The sequence below is a fragment of the Aminivibrio pyruvatiphilus genome (assembly GCF_004366815.1).
In the GTDB taxonomy this organism is placed as follows: domain Bacteria; phylum Synergistota; class Synergistia; order Synergistales; family Aminobacteriaceae; genus Aminivibrio; species Aminivibrio pyruvatiphilus.
Genome location: NZ_SORI01000020.1, coordinates 1 through 13908 on the forward strand (window position 1 = coordinate 1; position 13908 = coordinate 13908).

The 13908-nt window shown below is 52.5% G+C and carries 11 protein-coding genes, 2 pseudogenes and 1 riboswitch; of the genes and pseudogenes, 8 read left to right on the top strand and 5 right to left on the bottom strand.

Annotation, left to right across the window (positions count from 1 at the left end; all coding sequences use genetic code 11):
- Window positions 1-187 precede the first annotated feature (187 nt).
- Window positions 188-296, top strand: a riboswitch (SAM riboswitch).
- 133 nt (window positions 297-429) lie between these two features.
- From C8D99_RS12320 to C8D99_RS15575, 6 genes are all read left to right on the top strand, one after another.
- Window positions 430-1041: a hypothetical protein gene (locus tag C8D99_RS12320; protein WP_133958745.1), complete on the top strand. Its 612-nt coding sequence runs from the start codon at window positions 430-432 to the stop codon at window positions 1039-1041.
- Window positions 1042-1289: 248 nt separating this feature from the next.
- Window positions 1290-1922, top strand: a complete 633-nt coding sequence (locus C8D99_RS12325; RefSeq protein WP_133958747.1) for a hypothetical protein — start codon at window positions 1290-1292, stop codon at window positions 1920-1922.
- 4 nt (window positions 1923-1926) lie between these two features.
- Window positions 1927-2967 (top strand): hypothetical protein, encoded by a 1041-nt coding sequence (locus C8D99_RS12330; protein WP_133958749.1) that lies wholly within the window; start codon window positions 1927-1929, stop codon window positions 2965-2967.
- A 28-nt stretch (window positions 2968-2995) separates the two neighbouring features.
- A complete protein-coding gene (locus C8D99_RS12335; RefSeq protein ID WP_208321181.1) occupies window positions 2996-3376 on the top strand; it encodes a hypothetical protein in 381 nt (126 codons plus the stop codon).
- A 179-nt stretch (window positions 3377-3555) separates the two neighbouring features.
- Entirely contained in the window at window positions 3556-6333 is a 2778-nt protein-coding gene (locus tag C8D99_RS12340) for a DUF3427 domain-containing protein (protein WP_166670171.1), read from the top strand.
- A 160-nt stretch (window positions 6334-6493) separates the two neighbouring features.
- Window positions 6494-8104 carry an IS1634 family transposase gene (locus C8D99_RS15575; protein WP_133958755.1) on the top strand — a complete coding sequence of 537 codons (1611 nt, stop codon included), beginning with the start codon at window positions 6494-6496 and terminating at the stop codon, window positions 8102-8104.
- A 31-nt stretch (window positions 8105-8135) separates the two neighbouring features.
- Here the strand turns inward: C8D99_RS15575 and C8D99_RS15580 are convergent.
- The 5 genes and pseudogenes from C8D99_RS15580 to C8D99_RS12370 all read right to left on the bottom strand — a co-directional run.
- Window positions 8136-8324: pseudogene (locus C8D99_RS15580) on the bottom strand (ArsR/SmtB family transcription factor); the annotation flags it as partial.
- Between the two features lie 182 nt (window positions 8325-8506).
- Window positions 8507-8902, bottom strand: a pseudogene (locus C8D99_RS12355) (ATP-binding protein); the annotation flags it as partial.
- A 16-nt stretch (window positions 8903-8918) separates the two neighbouring features.
- Entirely contained in the window at window positions 8919-9884 is a 966-nt protein-coding gene (gene istA / locus C8D99_RS12360) for an IS21 family transposase (RefSeq protein WP_166670172.1), read from the bottom strand.
- Between the two features lie 452 nt (window positions 9885-10336).
- Window positions 10337-10951 (bottom strand): DUF6935 domain-containing protein, encoded by a 615-nt coding sequence (locus tag C8D99_RS12365; protein WP_133958763.1) that lies wholly within the window; start codon window positions 10949-10951, stop codon window positions 10337-10339.
- Window positions 10952-10982: 31 nt separating this feature from the next.
- On the bottom strand, window positions 10983-11759 hold the full coding sequence (locus tag C8D99_RS12370) for a hypothetical protein (RefSeq protein WP_133958765.1): 777 nt from the start codon (window positions 11757-11759) through the stop codon (window positions 10983-10985).
- 265 nt (window positions 11760-12024) lie between these two features.
- Between C8D99_RS12370 and C8D99_RS15250 the strand changes: the two genes are divergently transcribed.
- Together C8D99_RS15250 and C8D99_RS12375 are read left to right on the top strand one after the other, a co-directional pair.
- Window positions 12025-12192, top strand: a complete 168-nt coding sequence (locus tag C8D99_RS15250; RefSeq protein WP_166670173.1) for a hypothetical protein — start codon at window positions 12025-12027, stop codon at window positions 12190-12192.
- 73 nt (window positions 12193-12265) lie between these two features.
- On the top strand, window positions 12266-13678 hold the full coding sequence (locus C8D99_RS12375) for an IS4 family transposase (RefSeq protein ID WP_166670174.1): 1413 nt from the start codon (window positions 12266-12268) through the stop codon (window positions 13676-13678).
- Window positions 13679-13908 lie beyond the last annotated feature (230 nt).

Below are 13908 nucleotides of genomic sequence, written 5' to 3' on the forward strand. Positions count from 1 at the left end.
AAGACCTGAAAAACCTGAAAAAGGGTAAGAAAGAAAGGAAACGGGGAAACGAAAACAGTTCATTTCCCCGTCCGGGGAGTTATCCCTTTACTTGAGGGAAGGAACCTGCGGATTTAGGTTCGACGGAAACTGTTGACCTTTTCGAAAAAAAGAGTATGATTTGAATATGAACCCTGACAACTGAAAACTTTTATCCAGAGTGGCTGAGGGACTGGCCCTATGAAGCCCGGCAACCTGCCTGAAAAGGCGTGGTGCCAACACCAGCGCCCCGATAATTTCGGGGCGGATGATAAGAGGAGACCCATGCACGGATCATTCATGGTCCATGCCTCATGGCGGCCACAGGCCTCTCCTCGGAGAGGCCTTTTTTTTGTCTTTTTTTACCGGTTCGCCTGAACCGGAACCCATTTCCTGAAGGAGGAACTGCCCATGAGCACGATCGACTATTCCTGGCGCCCCGAAGACTATTCCGAGCCCTTCGACCCGGAGGAGCTGATGCTCAGCCGCATCAGCGGCGCCGCCAGGCGGGAGGTTGTCCGGAAAATGATAGAAGAGGGCGGGACGGACGCCGTTCCTGAGGGGCTTGAAATGGCAACCCTCAGCCATGACGAGAGGAGGACCCTGGGCTTATTCCACCCCTCCTTCCTCGGAGGGGAATACCTGCCGCCGTGCCGGGAATACGAAGTGGAGATCGCAAGGGTCACCATCCGGTCCACCACCTACGACGTCGTCTCCGTCCGGGCGAAATACGGGAAGAACCGCATCAGCTACAGGATAAACGACGAGTACAACGGCGATAACCTCGGCGAAAAGCACACGCGCACCTCGATCCGGCCCCTCACCCTCGGGAGCCTGCTGGATTTTCTCACCGGTGCCTGGAGCCTTTACGAAAGCGTGGAATACAACTACCCCGATGACCTGGAAGGGCAGCTCGGGTTCTTCTGGGGAGAGTCCCTGCATTACCCCGATTTCGACGAGGCCCTGCGGGAACAGGTGACGGAGCGTTTTTACCAAACCGCCGGGAAAACGGAACAGTCCTGACGGACCGGAGCCGCTCCGCTGGAGAAAGAGGAATACCGATGATTGCGGCGTGCCTGATCTTTTGGCTTGTTTCACGACTGCGGGACAGGGGGGAATGAATCCATGAACACGGGAAAGAGCACTTTCCGCCGGTTGTCTGAATCTGTTCCGGTTCAGGGGCCATGACGGCCGAAGGGCTCTCCCCCAGGAGCCATTATCCGGGTTCTCAGGAACCGGATCAAATTTATTCACCGAAGGAGGAACTGCCCATGAGCATGATCGACTATTCCTGGCGCCCCGAAGGTTATTTTGAGCCTACCGACCCGGAGGATCTGATGCTCAGCCGGATCACCGGCGCCGCCAGGCGGGAAGCCGTACGGAAAATGGTACGGGATGGCGGCATGGACGCCGTTCCGGAGGGATTCGGCAACGAGGAGCTCAGCGAACGGCACAGGACGGCCTGGGGACGGATCCACCCCATGTGCATGGGAGGGGAGTTCCTTCTGCCCTGCGAGCCCGGAGAGCTGGAGATCGCCCGGCTGACCATCCGGTCCACCACCTACGACGTCCTCTCCGTCCGGGCGAAACGGACAAAAAACCGTATCCGGGTCAGGGTTGACGACGAATACGACGGCGAGACCCTCAACAGGAAACACATGTGCACCTCCGTCCGGCCCCTCACCCTCGGGCGCCTGCTGGACCTCGTGATCACCGGGTGGGACTTCTTCGAGTGTCTGGAAAACAACTACCCCGACGACCTGGAAGGGCAGCTCGGCTTCTTCTGGGGAGAGTCCCGGCTCTACCCTGAATTCGACGAGGCCCTGCGAGAAAGGGTCACGGAGTATTTCCGCGCACACCATGAAGCGGAAGAAGATGAAGAAAATGCAGAAGGGGAGGAATGAATCCATGTACACGGGCAGGGACACCATCGAATGGATGTACGGGAAGCAGTTCAAGGCCGGCGGGGAATGGTCGGTCAGGACGGACAACGGGTTCCGGTGGTGGCCCACCGACCGGGCCCAGACGGTGGAGGTGGTGGGCGAGGCCGACGGGCCTTCCGGCGAGAGGGGCTATTACATATCCGTCCGGACGGAGCTGTTCAAAGTCCGCAGCCTCGACGGCGACGCCCTGAAGGCCGTCAACATGACCCTCATGCCCTTCGCGTCCCTGGCGGGGCCGGTCTACGACCCCCGCCGGGGAACCCTGGACCTCTGCTCCTGGGCCCTTGTCTACGAGGAGATCAGCCCGTGGATGAACATTCTCCTCAGCATCGCGGCGGCCATGCAGATCCACGAGGCGCAGAGGCTGGGGGACAAATTCGGGGACTTCAGTCTGGAGAACGCCGTCAGCGGCCATCCCGAAAACGGCATCCGGGAAGGGTGGGACAATATCTCGGACCTGCTCCCCGCGTTCATCTCCGCCCAGGGAAGGGAGCCGTCCCGGTGGACCGCCCCCGAATTCCAGCACGCGGCCGACCTGCTCGGGAACATGCCCCCCGTCCTCCTGGCGACAGCCGGCGGGCCCGGGCTGTCGGCGGAGTTCCCCTTCGGGACCTTTTCCTCCCTCTGCAGGATGTCGGCGGAGGAATCTCACCCCTTCTACGGCAACGGCCTGCTGATCACCCATTTCTTCCCCGTTTCGGGAAAGAAGGGGGAGGAAGAAAAATGGATCCGGAAAGCCCTCTCCCTCAACATGCCGCTCCTGGGGTCCGACCCGGCGGGGTACGGCTTCGGCAGCTACACCTACAGTGACGGGATGATCGTCCACGCCGCCTTTTACCCCAACACCCTCTACAGCCCCGGCCTCCTGCTGAACCTTCTCCTCTCCTGCGGGGCCAGGGGAATGGCCATGAACAGGGAGCTCGCCGGGGTCAAGGGGGGCGAAAACCCCTTCCTCCTCTCCCGGAGCGCCGTGGAGCGGCTCATGGATCTCCTGGGGAAAAACTGACAGCAAAGGAGGAACCGCGATGAGGGACATGATCTGCAAACTGATGGAAGACGCCGGGCTTGAGTTTGGCGAAAACGTAAGCGACGGCAACGGCGGGACCGTCCGGTATGGCGGGTGGCGGAAAAGGGGCGGCTGGGTCGCGGCCGGGAACAGCGCCCGGGAGGTGCGGCAGAGCCTCCTGGGCCTGAAAAGACGGGACGAAAGACAGTTCATCAGGAAGGCCGTCGCCGGTGCCGGCCTCCGTCTCTCCATCTCTGAAAGAAGCGTCCCGGACAACGGAGAGATCGTCAGCTCCATCCTCTACAGGGGATGGAGCGACGACGGCGAGGAGGTGGTAGTGGGCTCATGCCTGGGCGAGATCCTGGAATCTCTCGAGAAATGGCGGGACAATCAAATCCGGAAGGAGTAAGTTCCGTAAATGATAGGATAGTGCATAAATTTTCTGCCATAATGGGGATCATATTGACTTTGCTCACGGGGGCGAACACAATAGTTTAAAATATTTACTAAATTAATCTTGAAATGGCATAAAAAGCAAAACGCAGGCCTCAAGTAAGAGGCGTGAAAAAATGAGTGGGGATGCGAAGAATGGAAAACCATTTCCTAACAAACTACACAGATCAAGTCTTTCTGGATCGCATCAAAGAAAACCTACGCAAGTGCAAGGCATTCTATTTCTCGGTGAGTTTTATCAAAAAAGCCGGTTTGGTTTTGTTGTTCAAAGATATAGAAGCCGCAATTGAACGGGGGTGTTTCGGTCGCGTTATCACCTCAACGTATCAGAATTTTACTGATATAGAATCTCTCAAGAGCTTTTTTAGTTTAATGGCAAAACATGAAAACTTCGAGTGCCATCTGGATTTCGAAAGCTTCTCCAATGAGCAGTATTCAACCCTGGGCTTCCACTCAAAGGGGTATCTTTTTGAGTTCGACAACAGATATGAGGTCATTATTGGCTCATCGAACATCACCCGGTACGCTCTTTTGCAAAATATTGAATGGGACGTTGCAATTAGCGACTCCGTCCCAACAAATTCCTTTATTAAGGCCAAGAGCGAATTTCAAACTCTTTGGGAAACAACTCATCCCCTCAGTAGTGAAATTCTCAACCAGTACGCGAATAAATTGCATTACGCCATTGAACGCTGGGATATGGACTATGACCTTGAAAATAGGGAGATAAAGCCAAACTTTATGCAGAGGCGAGCGCTGAAGGAGTTGAATCGCTTTCGAGCGATGGGTTTGTCAAAAGCACTTGTTGTCGCGGCTGCAGGGAGCGGAAAAACCTATCTAACGGCTTTTGATGCTTGTAACTTTAATCCCAAACGTTTGCTGTACGTTGTCCATGAAGGCTCGATTTTAAAGAGGTCGCTGGAGACATTTCAGAATGTTTTCGGTAGTAATGTGAGTTATGGTGTTTTCAGTGGGGAAAGCAAAGATCTGGATGCAAATTTTGTATTCGCGACGAACTTGACCATGAGCCGGTCTCTTGAATTGTTCAAAAGAAACGAATTTGATTACCTCGTAGTCGATGAATGCCACCATGCAACTGCAGCTACTTACAAAAAGATTATTTCCTACTTTGAGCCGGAATTTCTTCTGGGTTTGACAGCAACGCCAGAGCGTATGGACAATCAGGACGTCTTTGAACTGTTTGATGGGAATGTACCCTATGAACTCCGTCTCAGGGACGCTATTGCCAACGATCTGGTTGTACCGTTCAAATATTTCGGGATCCGCGACACACTCGTTGAGTATGGTCTCAATAGAAACCAGGAAAGACGCATGATCGCGCAGATGGCGGACGAAAGGCATTGTGACTTTATATGCGAAGCAATTGAAACCCATCGTCCTGTGGGGAAATTAAAGGCACTTGCTTTCTGCCGGAATGTTACCCACGCCCGAATGATGTGTGAGGCTTTGAGCGACCGCTATCATACAGCCTATTTAACCGGAAAAAACAACGTGGGGGAGAGAATTCGCGCATACAATGATCTGCAAAGTGACAGGACTGAACTGGAAATTCTTTTTACTGTGGATATTTTGAACGAGGGTGTTGATATTCCGGGAATCAACATGGTGTTGTTTCTTCGACCAACGGAGTCATCAACGGTTTTCACTCAGCAACTTGGGCGTGGGCTCAGAAAATACACGGGAAAAGAATACGTGACGGTCCTTGATTTTATTGGAAACAGTTATAGACGTAGTGTGCAAATAGCTTTTGCCCTGAGCCGATTAGCTGCAAATTTTGTTGTGGAAAAGCGGTTGATGAAATCGCTAGTAAAAGACAACTTTATGGCTCTGGGCCTAGGTCAGTACGGTGTGGAAATACATATTGATGATCTCAGTAAAGAGGAAATAGTGAACTTTCTGGAAAACGAGAACTTCAATAGCCTTTCCTATTTAAAACAAGACTATTTTAACTTCAAGAAGTATATCGGATCAGAACATGCCCCCAAGCATATGGACTACCTTAATAATGATTGTGCACCGGATATATTGCGTTTCATGAGCGTCAAAATTGATGGCAAGAAGACGAGCTCGTATTATAATTTCCTTCGAGGTATACAGGAAAAAGATTTGCCTGTTTTTTCTGATGAGCAAATTCTCTTCATCAACTACCTCTCCTCCATGCTGCCCCTCGTTCGTCAGCACGAATTCGTGATGTACAAATGTTTGATAAGTGGAGTTTGCAACCGCTCCGCGATAGAACATGAGCTTTCAGAAAATATGAGAAACTTCCGGAATGAAGAGGCTGTACACGCTCAAAAGTATATGATGGAATCTGGTTTTATCTCGACCGAAAACGATGAAATTAAGCTGAATGCACCATTAGATGACCAGTATGTCGAGTATGTTCAAGATTTGTTGGTTTATGGACTGACTCGTTATGTTGTTGATTATGACGATGCTGACGATTTTAAGTTATGGGCAAGTTACCGCATCGATCAGGTTCAGCTCAAGCTTTGCAAAAACCCGAGATATACAATGAAGGGAACCTATGTCTATGATGGCGTCGTCTACATTTTTGCTTCGATAAAAAAAGATGCCAGTATTCAGGAGCATTTGAATTATAAGGACAAATTTCTGCAGGCAAACTTGTTTCAATGGGAATGCGAAGCAGGTCTTAAGCCTGAGAATCAGCAAGAACTGATCCAAAGTACAAAAGCCTTTTTGTTTATTCGGAAAGTCGAATCGGAAAATGGCATCGTGCTTCCCTTCACCTTTGTGGGTACTGGTAAGCTTGAGAACCCGAGAAAAACTGATAATCCAAGAGGTTCGTTACTCTTTGATATCTGGATTGACGAACCTCTTCCCGACTACCTTCAATACGATTTCGGCCTCTCGAAAGGAATGGACTCATGATCGAAGTGGTGGCAGCCCTTATCCCCTGGATTCCCGGCCACACCTAACGAGAACGCCGGGTTAGCCGCAATAAATCCAGTGACAATCGAACTTTGACAACAAAAGTACTTGACGTGCTCATCGTTATGTAATAATATATACGTAACGAGGAGGTGGGGCTATGGCAAGCATTGTCTTCCAGAAGGACAAACGCTCCGGGATCACCTACGCCTATGAATCGGTCTCCTACTGGGACAAGGAAAAAAAGCAGTCACGGGCGAAGCGGACCCTGGTCGGCCGGGTCGATGAAAAAACAGGCGAGATCAGTCCCACCGACGGCAGGGGACGAAAGAAAAGAGCCGGGGAGACAGCGGCCAAGCCCGGCCCCGTTCCGGCCACCCGGACCGCGAGGCTCTTCTACGGTGCGACCTGGCTCTTCGATGCCATCGGGGAACAGCTGGGCATCACCGAGGACCTGAAGAGGTGCTTCCCGAAGACCTTCAGGCAGATCCTGTCCATAGCCTACTACCTTATTCTGGAGGACAAGAACCCGCTCTACCGGTTCGAGAAGTGGAGCACCCTTCACAAACACCCCTGCGGGGAGAGCATCACCTCCCAGCGCAGCAGCGAGCTCTTCGCGTCCATCACGGAAGAAGGGAAGAACGAGTTCTTCAGGCTTCAGGGGAGACGCCGTCTGGAGAATGAGTTCTGGGCTTATGACATCACCTCCATATCAAGCTGCTCCGAGTGCCTCAGGCAGGTTCTCTACGGCAACAACAAGGAGAACGACCGTCTGCCCCAGTTGAACCTGGCCCTTGTCTTCGGCGAAAGCTCCGGGCTTCCTTTCTACTACGGCAAGATGGCCGGGAACATCCCCGACGTGAAGACGGTCAAGCTTCTTCTGTCGGAGCTGGACATTCTCGGATACTCAAAGGTCAAGCTGGTCATGGACAGGGGGTTCTACAGCGAGGACAACCTCAACGCCCTCTTCAGGGAGCATGTCAAGTTCCTGATCGCGGGGAAGATGTCCCTGTCCTTCGTCAGGCAGAATCTGGAACCCATATACGGGCAGTTCCGCTCCTACGACCGCTTCAACGACACGTACGGGCTCTACTGCCATACGGTGCAGGCCGAATGGAACTACAGGCAATACCGTCCGTACAAGGGGGATACTGTCTCGGAGCCGAGGCGCATCTACGTGCACTACTACTACAACATCGACAGGGCGGCCGAGGAAGAGAAGGCCTTCGACCGCCGGCTGATCGCCCTCAGGAACGAACTCGAGTCGGGCAAAAGGGTTCCGGAGCACGAGGCCGGGTACAGCAGGTACTTCGACATCAGGACCGCACCCAAACGGGGGATCAGAGTCACCGTCAGGGAGGAAGCTGTGGCCAAAGAGAAAGAGCTGTTAGGTTTCTTCGCCCTGCTCACCAACGAGACCATGGACGCAGTCACCGCCCTTGAGCTCTACCGCAACAAGGACCTGGTCGAGAAGGCCTTCGGCAACCTCAAGGAGCGGCTCAACATGAGGCGAACTCTTGTTTCTTCGGAACAAAGCCTCGAAGGCAAACTGTTCGTTGAGTTCATCGCCCTGATTTACCTGTCGTACATAAAGAAGCGGATGCAGGATACGGGCCTGTTCAGGGACTACACCCTTCAGGGACTTCTGGATAAACTTGATGTGATCGAATGCTTTGAGCATCCGGGGCAAAGACTGCTTGTCGGCGAAGTTTTGGAGAAACAGAAACAAATCTATGTCGCGCTGGGTGTTCCGCCTCCAGGCTCGTTATGAGTGGGCGGGAATCCAGGTTTCGAGTCAACCGTACCAGCCGGGCCTGCCTCAGTACCCGGAGCTGATGGGAGATGGCGGAGGAACTCATGGAAAGAAGTTCAGCAATCTCGCTCACCCGCAGCTCCGAGATAGACAGGGCACAGAGAATACGGATGCGGGTAAGATCGCCGAGGACGTGAAAGAGATCGGCCAGTTCGGAGAGGGTTTCCTCCGCCGGCATGGCAGAGGCCAGGAAATTAACAGAACGGGTGGATTCAGTTTCCGGAGTGCGAAACGCGTTTTTTTAGAGCCACTTGCTCGCAGATATGAGAGCCGCCTCCGCGCTTAAACAGATCCATCGGCGCGCGGGGTGAAAGCCACCCCATTGGAACGAAGCGGCTCTGCACCTTGATAACCTGAAGATCAATCCCGGGCTGCTTCACGCATGGACTTTTTGCCCTTGATGACGATATTGTACGCCTGTGAACAGAGTCGGTCCGTTATCGCCTCGGCGGCAACCGGGACAGGAATCTGGTCCAGCCATTCGGCGGGCTCGAACTGGGAGGCAATGATCGTAGCCTGGTGGTTGTGCCTCCGGTCGACGAGCGAGAGCAGCAGCTGGGTGTCCTCCACGGAGATGGGAAACAGAAGCCATTCGTCGATAATCAGGAGGTCGTACTTGATAAACTGTTTTCTCAGGCGATTAAAGGCTTCCACCCCCTTGGTTCTGGCCATTTTCAACTCGTCCAGCAGATCGGGCAGCTGAACGTAGCGGGTATTCAGAAAACGCCTGCAGGCGGCCTGTCCGAGAACCTGGGCAAGGAAGGACTTGACTTTATGAAAACTTTACATAAAGGCAATCCTTTTCTTCGGCGAGAAAAGATGTCCAGCGGCTCTCGCTTTTCCCGGTCAAGGGCGCGGAATTGACATGCTCGAGGGCAGTGCGGACGTGCTGCTGCAGGTCCGGGAAGGACAGGATCCGGATGTTGCGGAGCTTTGCGATGATTTTTCGCGACGAAATCAATACGGCGTTTTCCGCGGACGCCTTGTCCTTGGGCTTGCGGACTCGAGCGGGCAGTATGACCGTTCCGTAATAGGCAGCCATCTCCTGATATGTCCTGTTCAGGTCGGGCTCGTAGAAATCGGAGCGTTTGACGCCGCTTTTCAGATTGTCGGGGATAACCGTCTTGGGAACGCCGCCGAAATATTGAAAGGCGTTGACGTGACCGGAAATCCAGGAGGGCATCTTCTCGTCGCGGAACGGCTCGGCGTAGATGATCCCGCTGCACGGCAGAACGGCTACGAACAACGAAGCCTGAGACATCTTTCCGCTCTCCGCGTCGAAGAAGGCAATCCTTGCGCCGGCCCAGTCCACTTCGAGCGAGAACGCGGGTTTGTGCTCCAGCCGGATGGTTGCCTTGTGAACCCTGGCATGCAGATGGTAGTACCGCCGGAATTGCGTCTCCATGTAAAAGCGCTCGCTGCTTTGGCGGCATTGTTCAACGTACTCCTCCCAGAGCAGCTTCAGGGTGACATGGGGCTTGGCCAGTTCAGCATGCACATAGTCGAAGTCGGGCATCTTGAAGGTTGCGTCTCGTGACGGGGCGGTGATTTGCAGCAAGCCTTGCGTCACGGCGGTGTCGTCCAATGCGTCCAGGTCTTTCAGGGTGAGCCAGCCTTGATCCCGTGCCTTTCGCAGATACAGCGACACCGTGTTTCTGGACACCCCGTGCGTAGCGGCGACCTTGCGCTGACTCAGGCCGCTGTAAACGGCCCGGACAATGGTGAGAAAATCTGACAATTGAATACCTTCTGAGGTAAATTCCGTCTTCCGACGGTAATTCGATCTTACAGGAGTTCGCCCTGACCGGCTCCATGCCGGCGCGCCGGTGGCTCTAACACTCCGCGCGGGTGGCTCAGTTTCGCCGTGTTTTCCACGGAGTTTGAGGGACCATAATGAACCTCCCCTTTGATATATGCACATATGCTCACATATTCATATATCATATTCCGGAAATCGGCGCAAGATAAAAACCGGGATCCTCCTTTTAAATAAGAGGACCCCGGTGTACGGTTTAGATTCAGGCGTGTTTTTTATCCGAAGGGTGCAGTGTTTTTTAAACCTTTCTTTTTTCGACTCCCTGAAGCATGGAGAAATTTTTAGAGTGCAGGTCTGACCGTCTTTGCTCCTCAATTCGTTGATCACCAAAGATCATCTAAATCCACGCCTGAATCGAGATTTTTGTTCTTTTCCTAGTTTGTTTTTTCTTGCTCCGGCTTCGGCAGCAATACGTCGTAATCGGCGTCATGGGCATTGCGCCGCGCGTCAACAGCCGTCTTGGGTTCACGGACCTGCGCATAGGTCGATGCATTGTTTATGGTATACCACAGGCCGTTCTGCTCCTGCATCCAGAGCGACCGGGGGCTGTCCGCGCCGGAACTCCTCAGAAAAAGTTGGATGAAATCAGATTCTTTTCTCTTCGAAACAAAATCGAGCTTAAAATTATGGGGAGACATGGCATAGCTGTTTTCCGGCGTCGTCCCTGCGGCGAAGCTTCGGAAAATATAGTGAAAATCGCTATCATTCAGACGTTCGACGAAAGTCCTGTAGTTATTAGACTGTTCGAGGGGCATGGGCAGATACATGGCATAGCGCAGCATTTTAGCCCCCTCCGCCCGGGTGCTTTCGTTCAAATAGCTGAACACCGCCTCGAAATAAAGGTGCGCCGCTCCCTCCATGGTGCGTCCCTCTTCCTGGTAGCGCGCTTTGAACTCCCGATAGTCCTTCGGAAGTGCGGCCATGGCCTCGCCGTACACCCCGAAAAGCAAAGCCCCGATAACCAATCCCCAAAGCAAAATTCTTTTCATTTCCATGCCTCCTCGTGGCCGTACTTCTCGGCTAATCTGAATACCATAAATTTGACATTAATTTGGCTATTTCAATGGAAGGGTAGTTTTTGGCAGAATCCAGCGTGACCATATGGCATTTTAATTCTTCTCCGGTGATAAGTTTGAAGTTGCACACAGGAATTGAACTTCCGCTCCCCATATTGAATACTTTTTGAGGGTTCTTGAATATGAGCCCCTCCCATAAATCCATGTCGTCGCCATCAAAGCAAAAACCATCCTTCTTGCACAATCCGCATCTCCATTTTTTTATTTTCGTCTTGATGGGACCTCCATTTTTCAAGACAACGTAATCGTTTTTCCGTTCGTGAACAATATAGGGCGACGTCTTGAACTCTTCTTTTTTAAAAAACATATGGGCGTCGTCCCCTGATTTGGGGCATTTCGATATGGATTTCCCGGGATCGGAAAACATGACCCAGTTCTTCTGCTGATAATCCGGTATTTTGTGTTCGGCCTTTGTTTTTCCTCCGATATCGTCCGGGGCGAAGGTAAAGTACTGTTTACCGCACACAAAACACTCCCACCTGATTACCTCGATGACTCTTTCATCTCCTGAATCCTTCGCGAACGCCGGCAGCGCGCCAAACAAAAGCGCCGTAAAGATAAAAGCCATAACCGGGAACTTCCAAAATCTTTTCATCCTCAAAACCTCCTCCTTAAATTGAACAACTCGAAGAAACGCTGCCGCAACGGCAAATAAAAAAGCGATCCCTATGAGATAGATTTTCTCAAAACTCCCAGGCGGAATGAGAACCTTCTTTCTCATAATAATGCCGTGCCACCAATAAACTCATCATTCCAAGCTTCTGCTCCTGTGGGGAGCTTCCAATGAAAGCATTCTCATTATCGCCTCTTTCTCCTACTCCGTCAATTCCAGAAAAAAATAATGTGACAGAAGTAAATTAACCAACTCTTCTCTAAATATCGCACAACAGCTTCAGGAAATGGGTACAAGGGAAGAGCCACCCCACTGATTCTAATAATGATATAATTTGCTTCATTTCACACAAAAATACTGGAGGAGTTCTGCCATGCCCACTCAGGGAAACTGCCCCGACATTTCACCCCGTTTGCCCGAAGAAGACGAGATCGACCTTGCCGATCTTCTCTTTGTTCTGTGGAGGAAAAGAAACATTATCTTAATTACTCAACTTTCGCAGGACCTTGACAGCCGAAAAACCGTTGAAATGACTGGATAAAAATGACAGGAAGGCCCCTGTTTTGTAAAATTGTAGTCGCGAGATAACAAAACTACAAAAAGGAGGCCTTCCCGTGACTCCCATTTTACATCATGCCGGCTCTGACGACGATACTCTTTGTTCCGCCGCAGCGTTTTTTCACACCTTCGGCATCTCAGGGCTCTTCAACCGCTCAGCCAGGACAGGAAAGGGAATTCCCCCCGTCAGGATCCTGCAGTTTCTCTTCGCCCTCGTCTTCCTCAGGAAGACCTTCTTCGAGATGGTGCGCGAGAACTGCCTGCCCTGGGGCAAGGACACGTTCTACCGCTTCCTCTCGGAATCTCGGATCAACTGGAGGCGCTTCCTCCTGCTCGTCGCGAAGAGGCTTCTCGACACCTTCTTTCTCCCTCTCACGACGGAGAGAAGAGACCGGGTCCTGATCCTCGACGATTCCATGTACTCGAGGAACAGAAGCAAAAAGGTGGAACTTCTGTCGAAATGCTACGACCACTGTGCTCACCGATACTTCAGAGGTTTCCGCATGCTCTCCCTCGGCTGGTCCGACGGAAGGTCCTTTCTGCCCCTGGCATTCTCCCTTCTCGGTTCGGCCAAGGAGGAGAAACGATTCTTCGGAGCCGCGGACACCGACGGAAGAACATCGGGGGCACGGAGACGGAAAGAAGCGGTGATGAAGACGTCGGAAGCGGCCCTTATCCTTCTTGACGCTGCGCTCCAGAACGGCATAAAGGCCGACTTTCTTCTCTTCGATTCCTGGTTTGCCACCAACCAGTTTCTGCACTCCGTGCACAGGAAAGGCGTCCGCTCCATCGCCATGGCCAAGGACTTCAATTCCCTGCAGTTCCTGGCAGTGCAGAAGGACGGAACGAAGAAGCGGATGAAGCTCGCAGACCTCTACCAGCAGGCCTCCCCGGGATTGGATAGAAAGGATATCCCCGGTTCCGTGCTCGTGGAGGTAGACAGCGGGAAGGACTCCCAGGAAGCTCCCCTGCCGGTCAAGGTCGTGTTCGTGAGAAACAGGAAGAACGGGGCAAAGCGGGAGTGGCTGGCCGTTCTGTGCACCGATACTTCCGTTCCCGACGAAGAAGTTGTCCGGATCTACGGGAAGCGCTGGTCCATAGAGGTCTTCTTCAAGGCCTGTAAGAGCATGCTCCGCCTGGGGAAAGAATTCCAGACCAGAAGCTACGATTCCCTGGTGGCCCATACGAGCATTGTCTTCCTGAGATACATGATGCTCTCCTTCGAGTTGAGACGGTCTGAGGATGACCGGGCGTACGGTGAACTATTCTGCCGGTTTTGCGAAGAGCTGGAAGATATATCCTTCGTCGCGTCGCTCGCTCTCCTTCTGGAGATGCTGAAATCCGCCGTCCGGGCCGGAATCGCCCTGACAGAAACCATCCTGGAGGGGATGTTCGTGGAATTCGTACGGAAAACGCCCCGCTTCCTGAGGAATAAAATGGGCGTTTTAACTGCTTTTTCCATGTCATGACAACGATTTACGGTTTTCAAGGTCCTGAGAATGTTGAGATAGTGCTAAGTTGGGGGAAAAAGCAAAAAAGAGCCTTTACCCTCTCCATCCGTTCGCTACAAGATGGGAGACCTCCATTTTTTTAAAGGAACAATCCTTGTTATACTAGGGTATGGCGGATGTGAATGCAATTTACTCGCCGTTTAAAGAGAATCCGTCAGGAAACCAGTCAGCTTTTGGGTAATCTTCGT

Coding starts and splice junctions, on each gene's coding strand:
- C8D99_RS12320 (WP_133958745.1), top strand. CDS start 430: ATGAGCACGATCGACTATTCCTGGCGCCCCGAAGACTATTCCGAGCCC.
- C8D99_RS12325 (WP_133958747.1), top strand. CDS start 1,290: ATGAGCATGATCGACTATTCCTGGCGCCCCGAAGGTTATTTTGAGCCT.
- C8D99_RS12330 (WP_133958749.1), top strand. CDS start 1,927: ATGTACACGGGCAGGGACACCATCGAATGGATGTACGGGAAGCAGTTC.
- C8D99_RS12335 (WP_208321181.1), top strand. CDS start 2,996: ATGATCTGCAAACTGATGGAAGACGCCGGGCTTGAGTTTGGCGAAAAC.
- C8D99_RS12340 (WP_166670171.1), top strand. CDS start 3,556: ATGGAAAACCATTTCCTAACAAACTACACAGATCAAGTCTTTCTGGAT.
- C8D99_RS15575 (WP_133958755.1), top strand. CDS start 6,494: ATGGCAAGCATTGTCTTCCAGAAGGACAAACGCTCCGGGATCACCTAC.
- C8D99_RS12365 (WP_133958763.1), bottom strand. CDS start 10,951: ATGAAAAGAATTTTGCTTTGGGGATTGGTTATCGGGGCTTTGCTTTTC.
- C8D99_RS12370 (WP_133958765.1), bottom strand. CDS start 11,759: ATGAGAAAGAAGGTTCTCATTCCGCCTGGGAGTTTTGAGAAAATCTAT.
- C8D99_RS15250 (WP_166670173.1), top strand. CDS start 12,025: ATGCCCACTCAGGGAAACTGCCCCGACATTTCACCCCGTTTGCCCGAA.